Origin of the sequence: Ancylobacter terrae (assembly GCF_045108345.1) — a bacterium.
In the GTDB taxonomy this organism is placed as follows: domain Bacteria; phylum Pseudomonadota; class Alphaproteobacteria; order Rhizobiales; family Xanthobacteraceae; genus Ancylobacter.
Genome location: NZ_JBJGXH010000001.1, coordinates 263,701 through 284,259, shown reverse-complemented (window position 1 = coordinate 284,259; position 20,559 = coordinate 263,701). Strand labels below are relative to the sequence as shown.

Here is a 20,559-nt window from a genome sequence, read left to right as displayed (position 1 = left end):
ACCGCTCGACCGCCATCACGCAGGGACAAACGCCATGACCGTAAGCCTGCCCGCCAAATACCGGATGCTGATCGACGGCCAGTTCGTCGACAGCGCCGCCGGCACCCGCCCCGTGGTCAATCCCTCGACCGGCGCGGCGTTCGTCGAGGTGCCCGAGGCGAGCGCCGAACAGACCCGCCAGGCCATCGCCGCCGCCCGCGCCGCGCAGAAGTCCTGGGGGCTGAAGGCGCCGCTGGAGCGCGCCCGCGTCATGCGCCGGATCGCCGGCCTGGTGCGCCGCGACGCCGAGCGCCTGGCCCGCATCGTGGTGATGGAGCAGGGCAAGCCGATCAACGAAGCGCGCGGCGAGGTCGGCGGCACCGCCGAGTTCTTCGATTACTACGCCGAGTTCGCCCGCCGCATCCAGGGCGAGATCCTGCCCTCCGACTTCGCCGGCGAGCAGGTGTGGATCCAGCGCGTGCCGATCGGCGTCGTCGGCGCCATCATCCCGTGGAACTACCCGAGCGCCCTGGTCAGCCGCAAGGTCGCCCCGGCGATGATCGCCGGCGACACCGTCGTGCTGAAGCCGCACGAGGACACGCCGCTCTCGGCGCTCGAAATGGCCCGCATCTTCGACGAGGCCGGCGTGCCGGCCGGCGTGGTGAACATCGTCACCGGTCCCGGCGAGAGCGTCGGCGAGACCATTACCTCGGCGCCCGGCATCGACCTGATCACGATGACCGGCAGCGTGCCGACCGGCAAGCGCATCATGTCCAATGCGGCGCAGAACCTGACGCCGGTGTCGCTGGAGCTGGGCGGCAAGGCGCCCTTCATCGTGCTGGCCGACGCCGACATCGACCTCGCCGTCCGTTCCGCCGCCACCTCGCGCTACATGAATTGCGGGCAGGTCTGCATCTGCAACGAGCGCACCCTGGTCCACCGCTCGGTCTACGACGCGTTCGTCGAGCGCTTCGTTGCGATGTCGCAGAGCCTCGTGCTCGGCGATCCGATGCTGGAGACCACCGATATCGGGCCGAAGGTCAGCCGCGAGGAACTCGAGAAGGTCGAGGATGTGCTCGCCGACGCCATCGCCGGCGGCGCGACGCTCGCCTTCGGCGGCGGGCGCCCGGAGACCGCCCCGGTCGCCGGCGGCTACTGGATGAAGCCCGCCGTGCTCACCGGCGTGACGCCGGACATGCCGATCATGTCGCGCGAGATCTTCGGCCCGGTGGTGCCGATCGTGCCCTTCGACACCTTCGAGGAGGCGGTCGCCATCGCCAATGACAGCCGCTACGGGCTGTCCGCCTATCTCTTCACGCGCGACCTCACCCGCGTGATGACGGCGGTGAACGAGGTCTCCTTCGGCGAGATCTACGTCAACCGCATCGGCCCGGAGATGCTGCAGGGCTTCCATGTCGGGTTCCGCGAGAGCGGGCTCGGCGGCGACGACGGGGCGCACGGCCTCGAGACCTACCTGCGCAAGAAGACGGTCTACGTGAACTATTCGGGCGGCCCCACGGCATCGCTGATGCCCTACGGGCGCTGAACGCAGCGGGCGCCCCGTCCGCGGAGCGCCCGGCCGGCCGGCGCCGAACCGTCCGGCCAGACCAACCGCTCACCAAGAGCGGATCCGTTTCCCGGAAGAAACATATCTGGAGGAAAATCGCTATGAGCCTTCGCCACACCCTCATGCGCGGCACCATGGCCGCCGTGCTGGCCCTCAGCCTTCCCGTCCTCGCGCTGCGCCCGGCGCTCGCCGATGGCGCCGCCGAGGCCAAGGCGCTGATGCAGCCGCTGCCGCTGTCGCCGCGCGGCCAGCCGGTGCCGGGCTTCCCGGAAGGCCCGCCGGCCTCCCCGCCGGACGTGCTGACCTTCACCGACGCCGACATCGCCAAGCTGAAGGCGGGCAACTTCACCGCCGGCCTCGTCATGCACACCATGGACGCCGGCTGGCCCGCGCTCCAGGTCGCGGGCATCACCGACACGCTGACCAAGTTCGGCATCAAGGTGATCGGCACCACCGACGCCAAGTTCGAACCCGGCAAGCAGATCAGCGACCTCGAACAGATGATCGCCCGCAAGCCGGACGTGATCTTCTCGATCCCGATCGACCCGAAGTCGCAGGCCGCCGCCTACAAGAAGGCCGCCGCCGCCGGCATCAAGCTGGTGTTCATGGACAACGTGCCGGTCGACATGGCGCCGGGCAAGGACTACGTCACCGTCGTCGCCTCGGACAACGAGAAGAACGCCTATTTCGCCGCGCAGGAACTGGTTTCCGCGCTCGGCGGAAAGGGCGAGGTCGGCATCATCACGCTGGTCTACGACTATTACTATTCGGTCGCGGCGCGGAAGGTCGGCGCGCAGAAGGCGTTCGCCGAGCATCCCGACATCAAGGTCGCCGACATCGGCACCTTCACCACGCCAGAGAAGGCGTATGAGGTGGCCACCGCCATGCTCACCGCGCACCCGAACATCAAGGGCATCTTCGTGGCCTGGGACACCCCCGCCCAGCAGACGCTGGCGGCCGCCAAGACGCTCGGCCGCAACATCGTCATCACCACCAACGACATCGCGCAGGACAGCGCGCTCAACGTCGCCCGCGGGGAATTCCTCGCCGTCGGCGCGCAGCGTCCCTACGACCAGGGCGTCGCGGAGGCGGAGGCCGCCGCCTATGCGCTGCTCGGCAAGGAGGTTCCCCCCTACATCTCGGTGCCGACGCTGCGCGTGAAGAAGGTGAACCTGATCAGCGCGCTGAAGGACGTGACCAAGGCGGACACGCCGCCCGCCGTCACCAAGCTCTGCGCCGGCAACTGCTACTGAGACCGGCGCGCCCGGCGGGTCTCGCACCCGTCGGGCCCTGCGGAGGCGAGGCGTTGAGCGAACCAACCCACAGCGCCGCGGCCGGCGGAACGGCCCGGCAGGTCGTCGGCATGGACGGGATCGGCAAGTCGTTCGGCGCCAACCGGGTGCTGACGGACGTGTCCTTCGACGTGCGCGCCGGCGAGGTGCATGCGCTGCTCGGCGAGAACGGCGCCGGCAAGTCGACCCTGATGAAGATCCTCATGGGCGTGCACCGGCCCGACCAGGGCCGGGTGCGGCTCGACGGCGAGGACGTGACGGCGCTGGCGCTGCGCGAGCGGCTGGAACGCGGCATCGCCATGGTGTTCCAGGAACTCAGCGTGCTGCCGAACCTGACGGTCGCCGAGAACCTGTTCGTGCTGCGCGAGCCGCGCGGCTTCGGCCGGCGGATCGACGACCGCCGCATGCGCCGGGAGGCGGGAGCGCTGATCGAGCGCTTCGGCTTCGGCCTCGATCCCGCCGCGCGCCTCGGCACCCTCGGCTTCGCCCAGCGCCAGATGGTCGAGATCCTCAAGGCGATCTCCCGCGGCGCCAAGCTGCTGATCATGGACGAGCCGACCTCCTCGCTCACCATCCGCGAGGAGGACACGCTGTTCGAGACCATCGGCCGCCTGACCGCCGAGGGCATGGGCATCGTCTATATCAGCCACCGCATGGCGGATGTGCTGCGCCTCTCCGACCGCATCTCCATCATCAAGGACGGCCGTCTGGTCGGCCCGCTCGATCCCCGCTCGACCTCCATCGAGACCATTGCCGAGCTGATGTCCAAGCCGCGCGAGGACGCTCCGGCGACGCGGGTCCCCGCCGCCCCGGCACCCGTACGGCCGGCCGCGCCGCCGGCGCTGGTCGTCGAGAACCTGTCCACCGGCCGCAAGCTGGAGGCCCTGTCCTTCTCCGTCGCCGCCGGCGAGATCGTCGGGCTGGGCGGCCTCGTCGGCAGCGGCCGGTCGACCCTCGCCAAGGCGCTGTTCGGCCTGCTGCCCGATGCGCGCGGCACGGTGCGGGTCGCCGGGCGGCCGCTGACCCTCGGCGATCCGGCACGCGCCGTCGCCGCCGGCATCGGCTTGGTGCCCGAGGACCGGCGCCTCGAAGGACTGGTCACCGGCCTGTCGCTGGCGGACAACCTCGCTTTGCCCAGCCTCTCCCGCTTCACCGCCGGCGGCCCGCTAGGCCCGGTCGCGGTCCGGCGCATCCTCGACCTGTTCGCGCATTACCGCCGCGATCTCAGCCTGCTGTGCCGGGGCCCCGCCCAGGCCGCCAGCGAGCTGTCCGGCGGCAACCAGCAGAAGATCGTGTTCGCCAAATGGCTGGCGACGAGCCCGACGCTGCTGATCCTCGACGAGCCGACCTCCGGCGTCGACATCAACGCCAAGCGCGACATGCGCGAATTGGTGCGCCGCACCGCCGGGCAGGCCGGCGTCGGCGTCCTGCTGATCTCCTCGGAGCTCGAGGAGCTGATCGACCTTTCCGACCGCGTGCTGGTGATGGCCAATGGCCGGCTCACGCGCGAGATGAGCCGCGTCGAGGACGAGGCCGCCCTGCGCGCGGCGCTCCAGATCGATGCCGCCAGGCGGCCGCAGGCCGGCACCGCACAAAGGCTTTCCGCATGACGACACCCGCCCTGCCCCTGCCCCGCCGCCTGCTGCAGATCGCGCGCGAGCGCATCACCTATGTGATCTTCCTGCTGATCACCCTTTACTTCATCGCCTTCGCGCCCAATTTCGCCTCGCTCACCACCGCCGAGGCGATCCTGCGCATCACCGCCATCGTGTCGGTCATGGCGATCGGCATGACCTTCGTGATCATCTGCGGCGAGATCGACCTGTCGGTCGGGTCGGTCGCGAGCTTCTCGGGGATGGCGGTGGCGCTGCTGCTGGAGCGCGAGCTGCCGACCTATCTCGCCATCGCTCTGGTGCTGGCCATGGGCGCGCTGATCGGCGCCACCTCCGGCGTGCTGGTCACCAAGCTGCGCATCCCGTCCTTCCTGGTGACGCTCGGCATGCTCTCGATCTTCTCCGGCCTCGCCCTGACCGTCACCGGCACGCGGCCGGTGTCGATCATCGACGACACCTATTCGGACCTTCTGTGGAACGGCAGCCTGGCCGGGATCCAGGCGCCGATCGTGTGGACCATCGTGCTGACGCTCATCGGCTATTACGTGCTGCACCACATGGCGTTCGGGCGCCGGGTCTTCGCCACGGGCGGCAATCCGGTGGCGGCCCGCTTCTCGGGGGTGCGGACCGACGAGACCCGGATCGCCGCCTTCATGATCTCGGGCATGACCGCCGCGCTCGCCGGCATGATGCTGGCCGCCCGCTCCACCGCCGGCAATCCGAGCCTCGGCTCCGGGCTGGAGCTCGACGTGATCGCGGCGGTGATCATCGGCGGCACCAGCCTTTTCGGCGGATACGGCTCCATCCTCGGCTCGGTGATCGGCGCCATCTTCATCGGCATATTGGGGTTCGGCCTGCTCGTGCTCGGCCTGTCGACCAGCATCCAGGAAGTGATCAAGGGCGTGATCATCATCCTCGCGGTCTCGCTGAACAGCCGCGGGCGCTGAGGCCGCCAGCGCCCGGTGGGCCGCCTCACGGTCGGTCCTGCGCCATCCAGATGCAGCCCGCCATGAAGCCCACGGCGGCCGCGACCGCGAGGCCCGGGAGCGCGGGCACATGGGTGGCAACCGTCTCGTTGCCGCTGCGGTAGGCCTGCGCGCCGCGCTCCGCGAGCGCCGTGGCGAGGCTCTCGACCGCCGCGGCTGTTTCCTCCACCTTGCGGCTGAGGGCGCGGGCATCCTCGCCCAGGCTGTCGGCGGCGGACGGCAGGATGTCGTTGGGATGGCTCATGTCGTTGGGATGGCTCATGGGGGCGTTCCTCCGGCAATCGGCGGACGAGCGGGGCACCGGCCCGCCGTGTCGACGGAGAACGCACGTGGCGGGACGACGTTCCGGCCTTACCCCGCGCCCGTCAGCCGCCGCACGGTCTCGTCCGTGGTCCAGATGGCGTTGGCCATGAAACGGAAATTGATGAGCGCGGCGAGGTAGCCGTCGCCGTCGGGCAGCTTCGGCGCGGCGACCGCGTCGCGCACCACGGCCACCTCGAAGCCGGCTTCCAGCAGGTCGCGCATGTGCGATTCCACGCACATATTGGCCAGCATGCCGGCGAGGATCACCTGGTTGATGCCCTGCTTGCCGAGCTGCAGCTTCAGGTCGTTCGCCTGCGGCCCATAGAGCTTGTGCGGCGAACAGATGATGGTCTTGCCGTCCTCGATATAGGGCTTGAACTCCTCCATGAAGTCCGCGCCGGACGCCCGGAAACCTTCCACCGTATACGGACCCCGGCGGTCGAAGGCGCCGACATCATGCTGGAATTTCTCCAGCGGCGCCTGGCAGCGCCAGTGATGATCCCAGCCGTAATAATAGTGCGGCGACACCGCCACGACGATGCCGGCCTTCTTCGCCGCCGCGAACAGCTCGACGAGATTGGGCACCAGATTGTTCTCGGTGACGCTCTCGCCGACCGCCGGCCAGGCCTTGCCCTGCGGGCTCATCACATCGACCTGCGGATCGATCACCACCAGCGCGGTGCGCGTCAGGTCGAGCACCATGTCGACCGTCGGCAGCACGGGGGTCGCGGTGTCGGCGTAGAGTTCGGCGGAGCGGGGGGAATAGTCGGGCTTCATGGCACGGTCTCCAAGCGGGCTGGACGAGGATCGGCGACCGGAACAGAGCTGCGGCGGGTGGCAGCCGCGTCATGCCGGGCGATCCGCGAATCCCTGCCGGTCGCGTGATCCGGTCACGCCGCGAGCAACCCGCTTCCGCCGGCCGGCTGCATGTCGGGCAGCCGGGGCGAACAGTAGCGGATCGGGGCAGGCGATCGACGCCGTAGTTGCCTTGTTTCGGGCCACGCTCCCGCGCGCCGTCCCGCGGCCGCGTAGCTACCGGTCCGCGTAGGCGACGACGGCGTTGAGCAGGGTCTGCGCGCCGGCGGCGCAGTGCTCCGGGGTCGCGCTTTCGGCCGGATTGTGGCTCAGCCCGTCCTTGCAGGGGATGAAGATCATCGCGGTCGGCATGACCCGCGCCGCATAGACGGCATCATGACCGGCGCCCGAGACGATCTCGCGCGCGGCAAAGCCTTCCGCCGCCGCCCCGGCCGCGACCGCCGCGATGCAGCCGGCGTCGAAGACCACCGGCGGGCTGTCCCAGATGCGCGTCATCCGCGCCGGCGTGTCGTGGAAGTCCACGCCCGACAGGTAGTCCGTCATGGCGGCCTCGACCGCGTCCAGCACCGCCACCTCCGGATGCCGCACGTCGAGCGTCAGCCGCACCTCGCCCGGCACCACATTGCGCGAGGCGGCGACGACGCCGATCTCGCCGACCGTGGCCAGCGCGCCATGGGCGAGGGCGAGGCGCCGGGCCTCGAGCACCACGCGGGCCGCCGCGCACAGCGCGTCGCGCCGCAGCGCCATCGGCGTCGTGCCGGCATGGGCGGCGCAGCCCTCGACCACGAGATCGTACCAGCGCATGCCCTGCACGCCGGTGACGATGCCGATGGTGCGGTCCTCCGCCTCCAGCACCGGCCCCTGCTCGATGTGCAGCTCGAACATGGCGCCGAGCCGGGTCGCGCCGAGCGGCACCGTGCCGCGATAGCCGATGGCCTCCAGCGCCGCGCCGAAGCTGATGCCCTCGCCATCGGTGCGGCTGTTGATGTAGTCGGCGGTGAACACCCCGGCATGCGCGCCCGCCGCCATCATCGCCGGCGCGAAGCGCGAGCCCTCCTCATTGGTCCAGTTGACCAGCATGAGCGGGCGGCGGGTGACATAGCCGGCCGCGTCGAGCGTGCGCAGCACTTCGAGCCCCGCCAGCACGCCGAGCACGCCGTCGAACTTGCCGCCCGTCGGCTGGGTGTCGAGATGGCTGCCCATGGCGACGGGCGTCGCATCGGGGTCGCTCCCGGGCCGGAGCGCGAACATGTTGCCGAGCTCGTCGACCGTCACCGTGCAGCCGAGCGCCGTGCAGGCCGCGTGCAGCCAGTCGCGCACCTGCCGGTCCTCCTCGCTGAGGGCGAGGCGGCGCACGCCGCCGTCCGGCGTCCCGCCGAAGCGGGCCGTCTCCATCAGCGTGTCCCAGAGGCGGTCCCCGTCGATCTTCAGATTCGGCATCGCGCGCACCCGTCATGTTCGCGGGAAGGGTCGTCGGCCCCTACTCCCGCGTCAGCACCGTCTTCAGGAAGTTGCGCGTGCGCACCTCGACCGGATTGCTCATCAGCGCCTTGGCCTCGCCGGATTCCACCACGCGCCCCTGGTCCATGAACACCACCCGGTCGCCGACGTCGCGGGCGAAGCCAAGCTCGTGGGTGACGACAATCATGGTCATGCCGCTCGCCGCGAGATCGCGCATGACGCCGAGCACCTCGCCCACCAGTTCCGGATCGAGCGCGGAGGTCGGCTCGTCGAACAGCATGAGCTTGGGCTGCATGGCGAGCGCGCGGGCGATGGCGATGCGCTGCTGCTGGCCGCCCGAGAGGTGGGAGGGATATGCATCCGCCTTGTGCGCCAGCCCCACCTTGTCGAGCAGCAGCATGGCCGCGTCATGCGCCTCCTCGCGCCGGCGGCCGAGCACCTGCACCGGCCCCTCGGTGACGTTCTCGAGCGCGGTCATGTGCGGGAACAGGTTGAAGCGCTGGAACACCATCCCGGTCTTGCGGCGCTGGCGCGCGATCTCCTTGTCGCTCAGCGCGCGCAGGGCATCGCCCACGCGGCGGTAGCCGAGCAGTTCGCCGTCCAGCCAGAGGCCGCCGCTGTCGAACGTCTCCAGCTGGTTGATGCAGCGCAGGAAGGTGGTCTTGCCCGACCCGGACGGGCCGATGATGCAGACCACCTCGCCGGGCATGACGTCCATCGTCACATCGGCGAGGGCGTGATGCCCGCCGAATTTCTTGCCCACACGCACCGCGGAAACCATGGGCGTGGCGCCGGGGGAGCCGACCTTCATCGGGCGCCCCCGGTGCCGAAGCCGCGGCCGAAGCGCCGCTCCAGCATGCGCTGCAGCACGGTGAGGATGGTCACCACGACGAGGAACCAGAAGGTGGGCACCATGAGCAGTTCGATGACCTTGGCATTGGAGTAATAGATGTCCTGGGCGCTGCGCACGATGTCGCCGAAGCCGATGATCGAGGCGAGCGCCGTCATCTTGACGAGGCCGATGAATTCGTTCCCGAGCGGGGGCACCACGATGCGCATCGCCTGCGGCAGGATGATCCGCCGGAGCGCCGTGCCGTTGGTCATGCCCATCGCCTTGGCGGCTTCGTACTGGCCGCGATCGACGCCCAGCATGCCCGAGCGGATGATCTCCGACACATAGGCGCCGAGGTTGAGCCCGAGGCTCAGTATGGTCGCCACCGCCGGCGTGATGATCACCACCGTCTTGTATTCGAACAGGCCGGGAATGCCGATGGTGGGAAACACCAGCGCGAGGTTGAACCAGATTAGCAGTTGCAGGATGACCGGCGCCCCGCGGAAGAACCAGGCGTAGAATATCGCCGCCCCGCGCAGCACCGGGTTGGAGGAGCTCTCCGCCACCGCGCAGGCGAGGCCGATGACGAGGCCCACCGCCATGCAGACGATGGACATCCACACCGTATTGAACAGCCCCCACAGGATGGTGGGCCAGAACAGGAATTCCCACGTCGTCGCCCAGTCGATCTTGCCGTTGGCGAAGGCGCGCACGAGCAAGAAGGCGAGGACGAGGATCGCCGCGACCGAGGCGATCCTCCCGTAGCGCGGACGCCGGACATGGCGGAGGCGCGCGATATCGAGCTCCTCCGCCATGCTGGGTCCCCCGCGCGCGGTATCGGCGTGGGACGAAAGGCTCACGGCTGCGGTCCGGCGTTGATGGTGGCGTCGGTGTAGGTGGAGATGTCGAGCTTCCACTTCTTGATGAGCTCGGCGTAGGTGCCGTCGGCGATGACCTTCTTGAGCGCGTACTGGAAGGCGTCGCGCAGCATCGTGCCTTCCGCGTCCTTGTTGAAGGCCATGCCCATCAGCGCCGCGGAGATCGGCTCGCCGAGGATCATGAAGGTGCCCGGCTCGGTCTGGACGATGGTCGGGACGGCTTCGAGGCCCTGCACGCCGGCGACGGTGCGGCCGGTCTTCATATTGGTGATCTGCTGGCCGAGATTGGTGTCGAGGATGACCGTGATCGGCTCCTTGCCGACGCAGATCTTGTCCGAGAACGCCTTGATGACATCCGGATAGGAGGTGCCGCGCACGCTGGAGACGGTCTTGCCGCACAGGTCCTCGAGCTTCTGCACCTCCTTGTTGCTGGCGAGCGAATAGAACTGCGCGCCGGCCTTGAGGTAGTCGATGAAGTCGAAGATCGCGCGGCGCTTGGGCGTGTCGTAGAAGCCGCTCATGATCATGTTGACGCGGCCCGACTGCAGCGAGGGCGTCATCTGCTCGAAGGAGCCGTCATGGTGCTCGATCTTCACGCCGAGCACCTTGCCCATGGCGCGGGAGAGGTCGATGTCGAACCCCTCCAGTTCGCCGGCCGTGTTGCGCATTTCGAGCGGCGGGTAAGCCGCTTCGATGGCGATGTTCACCACCTTCGACTTTTCGATTTCGGGCGGGAGCGTCTGGGCGGAGGCGACGCCCAGCTGACCGATGAGGCCGAGGGTCGCGAGTACCGGAAGGATCGTCTTGGTGAGCATCGAGGTTCCCTGTTTTCTGATCGGGCCCTGCCGGGCCCTGGAAGGTTTTGGGGCGGAAGGCGTCGGCGGCGGAAAAGTGTCGGCGGCGGAAAACGTCAGCGGCGGAAAACGTCAGCGGCTCGCCCGCGCGAGTTGCGGCACGGGCTCGGGCCAGAACGGCAGGCGTTCGACGGGCGGGGCCCATTCACCCCGCGCGACAAGGCCGTCGATATGGGCGGCCATCTCGGCCAGCGTGGCGAACCAGACGCCACCCTTGGCCTGCATGTACTCGATGAGCTCGACCATCGCCTCGGCGCGGGCGAGGCGGCCCGACACGAACGGGTGCCAGATCGCCGCCCACACCCCGCCATGGTTCCAGGCGGCGTCGAACTCCGCCCGGAAGACGTCCATCGCCCGCGCCGGCGACTGGATCGTCATGCCCATGTTGAATTCCTTGAGGTTCACATATTGCGGCCAGTCGTCGAGCGTGTGGTCGGACGGCAGCTCGATCAGCCGGCCGCCCTTGCCTTCGAGCAGGTAGGGAATGTCGTCGCCCGGCAGCGAGGCGTCATAGGTGAAGCCGTGCTCGATCAGGAGGTCGAGCGTGTGCTCGGAAAAGGCTCCCGACGGGCAGCGATAGCCCACCGGCGGCTTGCCGGTGACCTTCTCGATCGCCGCCATGCCGCGCTCCAGCACGGCGCGCTCGTCGTCGCGCGAGAGCTGGTTGGGGCGCTCGTGCAGCCAGCCGTGATGGCCGAGCTCGTGTCCGTCGGCGAGCAGCGCCTCGATCGCGGCGGGGTAGGTCTCGATGCACCAGCCCGGCACGAACACGGTCTGGCGGATGCCGAAATGCTTCCAGATGCGGGCGATGCGCGGGACGGCGACCCGCGCGCCGTAGCGCAGCGAGGACGACAGGCTGATCCGCCGGGTCGCATCCTCGGGGTAGTAGAGGTGGAGCAGGCTTTCGGCGTCGAAGTCGAAGGAGAAGCACACGGCGCAGCGCGCGTCATTGGGCCACGGGGGCGGATTGTCGATCAGCTGCAACATGCGTCTCTCTCAGGGATCAGACGGCAGCGTGCGTCGCCGGTCATCGGGATACGCTGCCGAACCGCACCGACCGAACGCCACCCGGCTCCCGGCCATCGACATTCGAGCCCCGCTGGCACCGAAGTGCGTTGGCGATGGTTGCGGTGCCGATGTCCGCTATAATTCGAAGAGAAAATTTTATCGTCAACTCTATTTTTAGAGCAGAGTATATAGCGCACTCGGCCGCCGGTTCGGCTAAAAGCGACGGGAAATGAGGGAAGAGGTTGGCGATGGCGGGCGGCAGGCTAAGAGAGAAGCACAAGCGGCGCAGGGCTGAACAAGTTTTGGACGCTGCGGAACACCTGTTCAGCCAGAAGGGCTACGAGGCGACGCGCATCGAGACGATCGCCGAGAAGGCCTCCGTCGCACCCGCGACCGTCTACAATTATTTCGCCACCAAGCCGAACCTGCTGATGGAACTGGCGATGCGGCACGTCCACGCCGCCCTGCCCGAGCGCCGCAGCTTCATCCGCAACCTGCCCGACGATCCGGTCGCCGGCATGCTGGCCTTCGAGCGCCTGCTGGCGGAGCAGGCCATGCGCCACCTCTCGCGGGAATCCTGGCGGGTGATCATGTCGGCCCAGCATATCGAGCCGGAAGGGCGCGCCAGCCGCACCGGCGCACGGCTGAACACGCTGATCAAGCGGCACTACATCCGGCTGATCCGCACCTACCAGCAGCGCGGGCGGCTCGACCCGAACGTCGACCCGATCCTGCTGTCCGAGCTCATCGTCGGCATAACTACCTTCATCTTCAGCAATTTCGTGTCGAGTTCGAGCGGCACGGTCGAGGAGATGCTGAGCAAGGGTGCGGCCCATATCGACCTGATCCTGCGCAACATGGTGCGGGTGCCCGAACCCGAGCTGGCCGCCACCGCCGCGGTCGGCTGAGCGGCCGGCAATAATTTGGAGTGGACTCCAAATTATTGTTGCAACGCGGTGGACCCGCTCCTAGGCTTGCCCGCGAGCATCGTTGCGATGCGCGAGATCCAGCAAGTCCGGAGCCTGCCGTGGGCGCGATCACCGAGAATGAGTGGCGTTACAACCAGCTGATCAAGCAGTTCCCCTCCGAGGCCGAGCCGGCCTTCGAGGACGAGGAGCAGCAGCGCCGCTGGTGGGGCCGCAAATGGGGCTGCACCAACGATGTCGGCCGCTTGCGCGTCGTGCTCATGCACCGCCCCGGCCACGAGGTGAACGTCGTCGATCCCGCCCGGCGCCTCGACAACAACGCCTTCGGCGACACCCAGGCCGGCTGGTACTGGCGCGGCGACGAGCCGCCCGATCTCGCGGCCATGCAGGCCCAGCACGACGGCTATGTCGCCGCGCTGCGGGCGGAGGGCGTCGAGGTCGTGTTCATCGACGAAGCCGCGCCCGGCCGCATGAAGACCTGCTATACCCGCGACGCGGTGGTGGGCATCGGCGGCGGCGCGATGGTGATGCGCCTCGGCCCGCGCATCCGCCGCGGCGAGGAACTGCCCGCCACCCGCACGCTGGCGAAGATCGGCTGCCCGATCCTGCGCACCATCTCGGGCACCGGCGTCGCCGAGGGCGGCAGCTTCTGCTGGCTCGCCCCGAACATCGCCGCCACCGGCGTGTCCTCGCGCACCAACGAGGAGGGCGCACGGCAGATCGAGGAGGTGCTGCGCTCGCAGGGCGTCGAGCTGATCAAGGTGCCGCTCACCGGCTACCGTCTGCACATCGACGGCCTGTTCGTGATGATCGGCCCCGACCTCGCCCTCGCCAATTTCACCCTGCTGCCGTTCTGGTTCATCGAGCGGCTGACCGCGCTCGGCATCCGTCTCGTCGAACTCCATCACGAGGATGACGGCGCCATCATCAACTCGCTCGCCGTCGCGCCCTATCGCGTGCTGATGCCGGACGGCGTGTCCGGCTACACGCGGGACCGGCTCGCCCTGCACGGCGTCGACGTCATCACCGTGCCCTACGACAAGATGATCTCCGGCGGCGGCGGCCTGCACTGCTCGACCGCGCCGCTGATCCGCGACGAGATCTGACCATGAGCGACGGCACGCCCGACTGGAGCCCGGCGCAGGCCGGCGCCCTCGCCTTCCTCGCCGAGCGTCATGCGGCCTTCTCCGCCGACCACATGACGATCTGGAACCTGCACGAGCCGTCCTGGCGGGAATACCGATCCTCGGCCTGGTACATGGACCGACTGGAAGCGGAGGGCTTCACGGTCGAGCGCGGCACCGCCGGCATGCCGACCGCCTTCCGCGCGCGCTGGTCGAACGGACCGGGACCGGTGATCGCGGGCTACGCCGAGTACGATGCCGTGCCGGGCCAGGCGCAGGCGCCGGTGCCCTATCGCGCCCCGCGCGAGGGCGTGAGCCGCCACGCCGCCGGCCACACGGACCCGCATTCGGCGCTGGGCATCGGCTCCTTCGCCGGCTTCCTCGCCGCCAAGCACGCGATGGAACAGCATGGCATCGGCGGCACGCTGGTCTATTTCGGCGAGCCGGCAGAAAAGATGTGCGGCGCCAAGCCGGTGCATGCCGCGCATGGCTATTACGACGGGCTGGACGCGGCCTTCAGCTTCCACCCGCATTCCTTCCCGGCGCTCACCAATGGCTGCTTCTGGGAGACCACCAGCGCCCCCTATTGGAGCCGCATCTACACCTTCGAGTGCGCCAACCCGGAGACCTGGCAGAACGAGGCGGCCGGCGGCACGGTCAGCCATGTGCACGCCATGGCGCGAGCCCCCGGCGCCATCGACGCGGTGTGCCTGATGTACACCAACTCGAAGATGATGAAGGAATCCATGCTGCCGCATTCCGGCTCATGGACGCTGAACGAGTTCATCCCCATCGCCGGTCAGGCGGCGGCGGACAACATCGCCCCCGGCATCGGCCAGATCCAGTATTCGATGCGCGCGCCGACGCTGGCCATGTGCGAGGCCGCCTTCGCGGTGCTGGACCGCAATGCCGACCACATCGCCGCGATGACGCACTGCACGGTGGAGAAGGCGTGGATCACCAAGACCCGCGCCGGATTGCCCAACAAGGCGATGGCGGCGCTCACCTTCGCCAATTTCGAGAAGCTCGGCGCCCCGGTCTGGTCGGAGGAGGCAAAGACCTTCGCCCGCCAGCTTCAGGAGGGGCTCGGGCTCGCGCCGATGGACGAGCCGTTCCTCGCCGGCCTGCAGAAGCTGACCCCGCCCTGGGAGGCGGAGGAGGCGTTCCGTGCCCAGCTTCCCGCCTGGCAGCTCAACTACGCCGCCGACGACTATGTCGATTACACGTGGCACGCGCCGACCGTCCGCCTCTATGTCGCCCGCCCGACCCTCCAGCCCGCCGCACCCGGCCATCGCTATCCGGAGTGGACCCGCAACGCCATGGGCGGCGTGCCGGCCTGCATCGATCCGATGTGGAGCAAGGCGGCGCAGGTGATCGCCACCACCCTCCTCGACCTGATGACCCGCCCCGACGCGCTCGCCGCGATACAGGCCGAGTTCCGCGAGCGCACCGGCGGCGGCGTGGGCGGGAGCAAATGGGTGGCGCCGCTGCTGCCGCCGGATTTCGCGGCGCCGATCGGCTATCGCTGGCCGGAATATGTCGACACGCCGCGCGGCCGCGAATGGAGCGTGCCCTGATGGAGGGCGGCCGGCCCGCATTGAGCGTGTCGGACGCGGTGGACCGCCGCGCCGCGGTGCGCGCCTTCCTCGACCGGCCGGTCGAACGCGCCACGGTCGAGGACATTCTGCGCCGCGCCGCCCGCGCGCCGTCGAGCGGCAATCTCCAGCCCTGGGTGGTGCGCCTCGTCGACGGCCCGGAGATCGCCGCCCTCAAGGCGCTGATGCGCGACACGCTCAAAGAAATACCGGACGGCGAGCCGGGCGCGCCGGACTTCTACCCCGACCCGATGAAGCCGGCCTATCTCGCGCGGCGCCGGCGCAATGGCGAGATCCTCTATGGCGCGCTCGGCATCGACCGTAACGACGCCGTGGCGCGCAAGGCGTGGATCGACCAGAACTTCCAGTTCTTCGGCGCGCCGACCGGGGTGCTGTTGTTCATGGAGCGCCGCTCGACCCCCTATCAGTGGCTCGACATCGGCATCTATCTCCAGACCGTGCTGCTGCTCCTGCGCGAGGCCGGGCTCGACAGCTGCCCGCAGGCGGATTGGGCGCTGTTCGAGGCCACCGTGAAGCAGGCGCTCGACGCGCCGCCCGACCTCGCCCTCGTGTGCGGCATCGCCATCGGCTATGCCGACCCCGCCCACCCGGAGAATGTCGCCCGCACCGAGCGGGACGATCCGCTCGCCTCCTATTCCATCCGTTGACGCCGGAGCCCGCCATGCCCATCCCCTCGCAGCCTCCCGTGCCACCCCCGCCCGGCTATGAGCCGAGCGAGCAGGAACTGCGCGAGGATCTCGCTGCCGCCTACCGGCTGATCGCCCTGTTCGGCATGTCCGACACCGTCTTCACCCACCTGTCCGTGCGGGTGCCGGGCGAGGGCCATCGCTTCCTCGTCAACCCCTATGGCCTGCTGTTCGAGGAGATCACCGCGAGTTCGCTGGTGCTGGTCGATGCCGATGGCGAACCGACGCAGGCGACCTCCTGGCCGGTCAACCCGGCCGGTTTCGTGATCCATTCGGCGGTGCACCGCGAGCGCGCGGACGCCGCCTGCGTCATGCACACCCATACGCTCGCCGGCATGGCGGTCGCGGCGCAGGAAGGCGGGCTCCTGCCGCTCAACCAGATGAGCATCGAGTTCCACGGCGAGGTCGGCATCCACGACTATGAAGGGATCGCCGCCGACGACAATTTGAGCGAGCGCGAGCGGCTGGTGCGCGATCTCGGCGACAAGCACGCGCTGATCCTGCGCAACCACGGCCTGCTCACCGTCGGCGCCACCGTCGCCGAGGCGTTCTACTGGATGTATTACCTCGAACAGTCCTGCCGGCTGCAGATCGCCGCGCAGTCGACCGGCGTGCCGCTGTCCATGCCGCCGACGCAGGTGGTGGAGCGCACCGCCCGGCAGTTCGCCGGCGAGATCAACAAGGGCTGGCTGCCCTGGCAGGCCTTCCGCCGCAAGCTCGACCGCGACCAGCCGGATTACCGCTCATGACCGACCCCGCCACGCTTCAGACCGGCGGCGAGGCCGTCGTCGCCGCCCTCAAGGCCAATGGTGTCACCACGCTCTACGGCGTGCCCGGCATCCAGCTCGATCACCTGTTCAACGCCCTGCACGGCGCGCAGGACTGGCTGACCATCGTCAATGCGCGCCACGAGCAGGGCGTCGCCTACATGGCGCTCGGCCATGCCCAGTCGACCGGCGAGCCGGGGGTCTATGCTTGCGTGCCCGGCCCCGGCTTCCTCAACACCACCGCCGCGCTCTCCACCGCCTATGCCGTGCGCGCGCCGGTGCTCGCGATCATCGGGCAGATCGCCGCGCCGGCCATCGGCGTCGGGGGCGGCGAGCTTCACGAACTGCCGGACCAGACGGCGATCGTGAAGGGGCTGACGCGCTGGAACGGCATCGCCCGCAGCCTCGAGGAGGTGCCGGCGCTGATGGAGGCCGCCTTCGCCAAACTGAAGGCCGGCATCGCGCCGGTGGCGGTGGAACTCCCCGCCGACGTGCTCAAGGCGGCCGCCCTGCTGCCGCCGGCGCGCCCGGCCGCCGCGCCCGCCGCGAAACCCCCGCAGGACGCCGATATCGCCCGTGCCGCCGCCCTGCTGGCCGGCGCGAAGGCGCCGCTGATCCTCGTCGGCTCCGGCGCCTATGGCGGGGAAGCCGCCCTCGCCCGCCTCGCCGAGCATATCGAGGCGCCGGTCGTCGCCCATCTGCAGGGGCGCGGCGTGCTGCCGAGCACGCACCCGCTCGCCGTCGGCTTCGCCGAGGGCCAGCGGCTGTGGCCGCAGGCCGATGTCGTCCTCGCCGTCGGCACGCGGTTCCACGAGGCGCGCCGCAACTGGGGCGAGCCGGCCCATCACCAGGTGATCCGCATCGACACCGACCCGGCCCGCTTCGCGCTCGGCCGCGCGCCGGACCTCGCCATCGAGGCCGATGCGCCGCTGACCCTCGCCGCGCTCGCGGCCGCCGTGGAAGCGCTCGGACCGGACCGCACGGATCGCGGCCCCACCATCGCTGCGCTGAAGCGGGAGATCGCCGACGCCTTCACCGAGCGCCTCGCCCCGCAGATGGCCTATATCCGCGTCCTGCGCGAGGAACTGCCCCCGGCCGCGCGCATCGTCGCCGACTACACCCAGATCGGCTATGTCGCGACCGCCGCGCTCGACGTCGATGCTCCCCGCCGGATGCTGACCCCCGGCTATCAGGGCACGCTCGGCTTCGCCTACGCGACCGCGCTCGGGGCGAAGTCGGCCAATCCGCACGTACCCGTCGTCGCCCTCTGCGGCGATGGCGGCTTCCTCTTCACCGGCAACGAGCTCGCCACCGCCGTGAAGCACGCCATCGCGGCGATCGGCATCGTCTTCGTCGACGGCGCCTTCGGCAATGTGCGGCGGATGCAGGAAGACCTTCACGGCGGCAAGGTCGTCGCCACCAGCCTCGCCAACCCGGATTTCGTGCGCTTCGCCGAGAGCTTCGGGGCGAAGGCGCGCCGCGCCGAGGGGATCGACGCCTTCCGCCGGGCGCTGGCCTGGGCCGTCGCCGAGACCGGGCCGACGCTGATCGAGGTGCCGGTGCCGAAATTCCCCGACCCCTGGGACCTCGTCGAGCCCTGACGCGGCCGCGCCGGAGCCGGAAAGGCCGGGTCGCGCGAGCGCCCGGCCCTTGTCGTCACGCGGCGGCGATGTCGGTGACCTGGTGGTCGTAGGGGTCGCCCTTGGTGACCGAGGGCACGACCTTGACCGTGCCGTTGGCGTTCACCGTGAAGCCGCGCACGCCGGCATAGGAAATGCCGTTATCCTCCAGCAGCTTCTGCGCCACCGCCTCCTGGCCGGCCGGCACATAGACGAAGAAGTGCTTCACATGCGTCGGGGTGTCGTTGTCGGTGAGTTCCGAACCGGCCTTGAGATAGGGCACCGCCTCCGGGCCGATGTTCATCTCGACCTCGCCGAGCTCGCGCACCCGGCCGGTCCGGTCGGTGATCACGATGTCCGGATAGTGCTCGCCCGCCGGGGTCGGGATGGCGGACTTGCGCTCCGGCACATTGGTCGTGGTCACGTAGCCGTCCGGCCAGGTGGTCTGCCCCGGGAACGGGAAGCGGTACTTGGCGATGTAGTTCACCACGAGGTCGTGGGTATCCTTCGACATGGTCGTCTCCTGTTGCGAAGGGGGGAGGAAAGCGGCGAGCGGCAGCGCGGGCACCGCCGCGATGTCCGCCGCCGGCATGCGCGTGGCGCGCGAGCGGGCATGCTCGATCAGCACCACCTGCACGCCCGAGGCGATGACCAGGCAGGCGCCGAGCGTGACCAGCGCGGTCGGCACATCGCCGAACATCAGGTAGCCGAGCGCAAATCCGCTGATCAGCCCGCCATATTCGAGAACGGCCAGCACATGCGCCGGCAGATGCCGGGCCGCCTCGTAGAGCGCGAACTGCCCGGAGCCGCCGACCACGCCGATCAGCACCATGGCGCCGGTCTGCGGCCAGGAGGCCTGCCAGCCGAGCCAGGGCAGTTGCACCGCCGCGGCCAGCACGAAGACGCCGTTCGCCACCGCCACCTGCACGAGGCTGCTCTCCTCGCTCGCCATGGAGCGCAGCATCAGCAGCGCCGCCGCCCACAGCGCCGAGGACAGCAGCCCGATGGCGACGGCCGTCGAGACCTCGAACGTCACCAGCCCGCTCGCCGTCACCACGCCGGCGAAGCCGACCGCGATGGCCAGCCAGTGGCGCGGGCCCGGCCACTCGCCGAGCACCGGCCCGGAGGCCACGGCGACGAGGATCGGCGAGACGAAATAGAGGGTGATCGCCTGCGCCAGCGGCAGCGAGCGCATCGCGATGTAGAAGGTCGTCCAGGCCGCGAACATGACCAGCGCGCGGATGAGCATGGTGCGCCGCAGGCGCGAGTGAATGATGCGGGAGACCATCGGCGCCCGGCCGATCGCCAGCACCAGAACGAGCACGGTGAAGCTGCGCACCAGCAGCACCTGCGCCACCGGCAGGCCCTCGACCAGCATCTTGGTCAGCGCGTCCTGCAAGGGCAGCAGCAGGTTAGCGACCATGACCAGCGCCACCGCGAGCGGAAACACGCCCCGCCCCGCCGTCAGCGCAAGCGCCCAGGAGCCAGGAGGTGCGGGACGGCCGATCATGCAGGTGAGATCCCGGGCGCGCTCGAAGGAGGAGGCACAGCGCACCGCGCCAGCAGCGCGATACAAACTTGATGCAGACTCTATTTTTGGAGTTTGATCTGAAATTCGCGGCCCGTCAATCGACCCCTCGCCCGCGCGGGCGCCCGCCGACACGGCACGCAGCGGGAGCGATCACCGATATCCGTGGCGCTCGGCAGCGCTCTGCGGAAGAATGGCGGCAGCGGCACGGGCCGGCCCGCCCGGCCGGCACGTCACCCCCCGACCGGACGGCCCGACGATGGAGATCGCGACGCGCAGACGCCGGCCGACCGTCGCAGCCGGGAGCCGCCGGGCATGCTGATCTGGCGGTCGATCCTGTTGTTCTTTCTCGGCCTGTTCGCCAACAAATATTACGATCACATGTATGTCTGCGACGATGCCGGCAGGAGATGCGTGACGATCGCGCACGAAACGGGCGCGTCCTTCAATTCAAGCACCGAGACTTACGTATTCATCGGAAAATACCAGGCGATACCGTCGATCGATAAAAAATATCTCAAGTTTGAAGACGGAGTCGACCTGTGCGTCCGGCATGAAGCCGACGGAAAAATACATGTATATCACCGATACCCGCCGATCCTGAATACGATCGACGGGGAACTGACCTTGGAGGATTGGCACGGGGCGCCCGGCACTTGCGTGTGGCCTTGACCGCCATGCCCGCGCTTTCGGCCCGCATCACC

General features: G+C 69.2%; 19 protein-coding genes. 11 read left to right on the top strand and 8 right to left on the bottom strand.

Going from position 1 to position 20,559, the window contains the following annotated elements; translation table 11 throughout:
• Positions 1 to 34: 34 nt before the first annotated feature.
• From aldA to ACEUEL_RS01325, 4 genes are all read left to right on the top strand, one after another.
• Positions 35 to 1,525 (top strand): aldehyde dehydrogenase, encoded by a 1,491-nt coding sequence (aldA, locus tag ACEUEL_RS01340; RefSeq protein WP_405701382.1) that lies wholly within the window; start codon positions 35 to 37, stop codon positions 1,523 to 1,525.
• Between the two features lie 122 nt (positions 1,526 to 1,647).
• Positions 1,648 to 2,799 (top strand): substrate-binding domain-containing protein, encoded by a 1,152-nt coding sequence (locus ACEUEL_RS01335; protein ID WP_405701379.1) that lies wholly within the window; start codon positions 1,648 to 1,650, stop codon positions 2,797 to 2,799.
• 53 nt (positions 2,800 to 2,852) lie between these two features.
• A complete protein-coding gene (locus ACEUEL_RS01330; protein ID WP_405701377.1) occupies positions 2,853 to 4,448 on the top strand; it encodes a sugar ABC transporter ATP-binding protein in 1,596 nt (531 codons plus the stop codon).
• Positions 4,445 to 5,398 (top strand): ABC transporter permease, encoded by a 954-nt coding sequence (locus ACEUEL_RS01325; RefSeq protein WP_405701376.1) that lies wholly within the window; start codon positions 4,445 to 4,447, stop codon positions 5,396 to 5,398. Before ACEUEL_RS01330 ends, ACEUEL_RS01325 begins: the two co-directional genes overlap by 4 nt.
• A 25-nt stretch (positions 5,399 to 5,423) precedes the next feature.
• Here the strand turns inward: ACEUEL_RS01325 and ACEUEL_RS01320 are convergent, their stop codons facing one another.
• The 7 genes from ACEUEL_RS01320 to ACEUEL_RS01290 form a co-directional block, all read right to left on the bottom strand.
• Entirely contained in the window at positions 5,424 to 5,699 is a 276-nt protein-coding gene (locus tag ACEUEL_RS01320; RefSeq protein ID WP_405701374.1) for a hypothetical protein, read from the bottom strand.
• An 89-nt stretch (positions 5,700 to 5,788) separates the two neighbouring features.
• A complete protein-coding gene (locus ACEUEL_RS01315; protein ID WP_405701371.1) occupies positions 5,789 to 6,517 on the bottom strand; it encodes an isochorismatase family protein in 729 nt (242 codons plus the stop codon).
• Positions 6,518 to 6,772: 255 nt separating this feature from the next.
• Positions 6,773 to 7,996, bottom strand: coding sequence for a Zn-dependent hydrolase (locus tag ACEUEL_RS01310; protein ID WP_405701369.1), 1,224 nt, complete (start codon positions 7,994 to 7,996; stop codon positions 6,773 to 6,775).
• 40 nt (positions 7,997 to 8,036) lie between these two features.
• On the bottom strand, positions 8,037 to 8,828 hold the full coding sequence (locus tag ACEUEL_RS01305) for an amino acid ABC transporter ATP-binding protein (RefSeq protein ID WP_405701367.1): 792 nt from the start codon (positions 8,826 to 8,828) through the stop codon (positions 8,037 to 8,039).
• Positions 8,825 to 9,664, bottom strand: coding sequence for an amino acid ABC transporter permease (locus ACEUEL_RS01300; protein ID WP_405706507.1), 840 nt, complete (start codon positions 9,662 to 9,664; stop codon positions 8,825 to 8,827). The genes ACEUEL_RS01305 and ACEUEL_RS01300 overlap by 4 nt, the downstream gene beginning before the upstream one ends.
• A 41-nt stretch (positions 9,665 to 9,705) precedes the next feature.
• Complete coding sequence (locus ACEUEL_RS01295) at positions 9,706 to 10,542, bottom strand: ABC transporter substrate-binding protein (RefSeq protein WP_405701366.1); 837 nt, start codon at positions 10,540 to 10,542, stop codon at positions 9,706 to 9,708.
• Positions 10,543 to 10,653: 111 nt separating this feature from the next.
• Positions 10,654 to 11,568, bottom strand: a complete 915-nt coding sequence (locus ACEUEL_RS01290; RefSeq protein ID WP_405701363.1) for a polysaccharide deacetylase family protein — start codon at positions 11,566 to 11,568, stop codon at positions 10,654 to 10,656.
• Positions 11,569 to 11,891: 323 nt separating this feature from the next.
• On the opposite strand from ACEUEL_RS01290, the gene ACEUEL_RS01285 reads away from it, so the two are divergent.
• The 6 genes from ACEUEL_RS01285 to ACEUEL_RS01260 all read left to right on the top strand — a co-directional run bounded on the left by ACEUEL_RS01285 (position 11,892) and on the right by ACEUEL_RS01260 (position 18,309).
• Entirely contained in the window at positions 11,892 to 12,497 is a 606-nt protein-coding gene (locus ACEUEL_RS01285; RefSeq protein WP_405701360.1) for a TetR/AcrR family transcriptional regulator, read from the top strand.
• Positions 12,498 to 12,616: 119 nt separating this feature from the next.
• A complete protein-coding gene (locus ACEUEL_RS01280; protein WP_405701358.1) occupies positions 12,617 to 13,621 on the top strand; it encodes a dimethylarginine dimethylaminohydrolase family protein in 1,005 nt (334 codons plus the stop codon).
• 2 nt (positions 13,622 to 13,623) lie between these two features.
• Positions 13,624 to 15,216 (top strand): zinc-binding metallopeptidase family protein, encoded by a 1,593-nt coding sequence (locus ACEUEL_RS01275; protein ID WP_405701356.1) that lies wholly within the window; start codon positions 13,624 to 13,626, stop codon positions 15,214 to 15,216.
• Positions 15,201 to 15,902 carry a nitroreductase gene (locus ACEUEL_RS01270; protein WP_405701354.1) on the top strand — a complete coding sequence of 234 codons (702 nt, stop codon included), beginning with the start codon at positions 15,201 to 15,203 and terminating at the stop codon, positions 15,900 to 15,902. The genes ACEUEL_RS01275 and ACEUEL_RS01270 overlap by 16 nt, the downstream gene beginning before the upstream one ends.
• A gap of 14 nt (positions 15,903 to 15,916) precedes the next feature.
• The gene (locus tag ACEUEL_RS01265; protein ID WP_405701353.1) at positions 15,917 to 16,690 is read left to right on the top strand and encodes a class II aldolase/adducin family protein; all 774 of its coding nucleotides are present in this window, start codon (positions 15,917 to 15,919) and stop codon (positions 16,688 to 16,690) included.
• Entirely contained in the window at positions 16,687 to 18,309 is a 1,623-nt protein-coding gene (locus ACEUEL_RS01260) for a thiamine pyrophosphate-dependent enzyme (RefSeq protein WP_405701352.1), read from the top strand. Before ACEUEL_RS01265 ends, ACEUEL_RS01260 begins: the two co-directional genes overlap by 4 nt.
• A gap of 55 nt (positions 18,310 to 18,364) precedes the next feature.
• Here ACEUEL_RS01260 and ACEUEL_RS01255 read toward each other — a convergent pair whose 3' ends face one another.
• Complete coding sequence (locus ACEUEL_RS01255) at positions 18,365 to 19,837, bottom strand: DMT family transporter (protein WP_405701350.1); 1,473 nt, start codon at positions 19,835 to 19,837, stop codon at positions 18,365 to 18,367.
• 183 nt (positions 19,838 to 20,020) lie between these two features.
• On the opposite strand from ACEUEL_RS01255, the gene ACEUEL_RS01250 reads away from it, so the two are divergent.
• Positions 20,021 to 20,527: a hypothetical protein gene (locus ACEUEL_RS01250; RefSeq protein WP_405701348.1), complete on the top strand. Its 507-nt coding sequence runs from the start codon at positions 20,021 to 20,023 to the stop codon at positions 20,525 to 20,527.
• Positions 20,528 to 20,559: the final 32 nt, after the last annotated feature.

Bases quoted from the DNA above. Each gene is read 5' to 3' on its own strand.
- aldA (WP_405701382.1), top strand. From the start codon at position 35: ATGACCGTAAGCCTGCCCGCCAAATACCGGATGCTGATCGACGGCCAG.
- ACEUEL_RS01335 (WP_405701379.1), top strand. From the start codon at position 1,648: ATGAGCCTTCGCCACACCCTCATGCGCGGCACCATGGCCGCCGTGCTG.
- ACEUEL_RS01325 (WP_405701376.1), top strand. From the start codon at position 4,445: ATGACGACACCCGCCCTGCCCCTGCCCCGCCGCCTGCTGCAGATCGCG.
- ACEUEL_RS01320 (WP_405701374.1), bottom strand. From the start codon at position 5,699: ATGAGCCATCCCAACGACATGAGCCATCCCAACGACATCCTGCCGTCC.
- ACEUEL_RS01315 (WP_405701371.1), bottom strand. From the start codon at position 6,517: ATGAAGCCCGACTATTCCCCCCGCTCCGCCGAACTCTACGCCGACACC.
- ACEUEL_RS01310 (WP_405701369.1), bottom strand. From the start codon at position 7,996: ATGCCGAATCTGAAGATCGACGGGGACCGCCTCTGGGACACGCTGATG.
- ACEUEL_RS01305 (WP_405701367.1), bottom strand. From the start codon at position 8,828: ATGAAGGTCGGCTCCCCCGGCGCCACGCCCATGGTTTCCGCGGTGCGT.
- ACEUEL_RS01300 (WP_405706507.1), bottom strand. From the start codon at position 9,664: ATGGCGGAGGAGCTCGATATCGCGCGCCTCCGCCATGTCCGGCGTCCG.
- ACEUEL_RS01295 (WP_405701366.1), bottom strand. From the start codon at position 10,542: ATGCTCACCAAGACGATCCTTCCGGTACTCGCGACCCTCGGCCTCATC.
- ACEUEL_RS01290 (WP_405701363.1), bottom strand. From the start codon at position 11,568: ATGTTGCAGCTGATCGACAATCCGCCCCCGTGGCCCAATGACGCGCGC.
- ACEUEL_RS01275 (WP_405701356.1), top strand. From the start codon at position 13,624: ATGAGCGACGGCACGCCCGACTGGAGCCCGGCGCAGGCCGGCGCCCTC.
- ACEUEL_RS01270 (WP_405701354.1), top strand. From the start codon at position 15,201: ATGGAGCGTGCCCTGATGGAGGGCGGCCGGCCCGCATTGAGCGTGTCG.
- ACEUEL_RS01265 (WP_405701353.1), top strand. From the start codon at position 15,917: ATGCCCATCCCCTCGCAGCCTCCCGTGCCACCCCCGCCCGGCTATGAG.
- ACEUEL_RS01260 (WP_405701352.1), top strand. From the start codon at position 16,687: ATGACCGACCCCGCCACGCTTCAGACCGGCGGCGAGGCCGTCGTCGCC.
- ACEUEL_RS01255 (WP_405701350.1), bottom strand. From the start codon at position 19,837: ATGATCGGCCGTCCCGCACCTCCTGGCTCCTGGGCGCTTGCGCTGACG.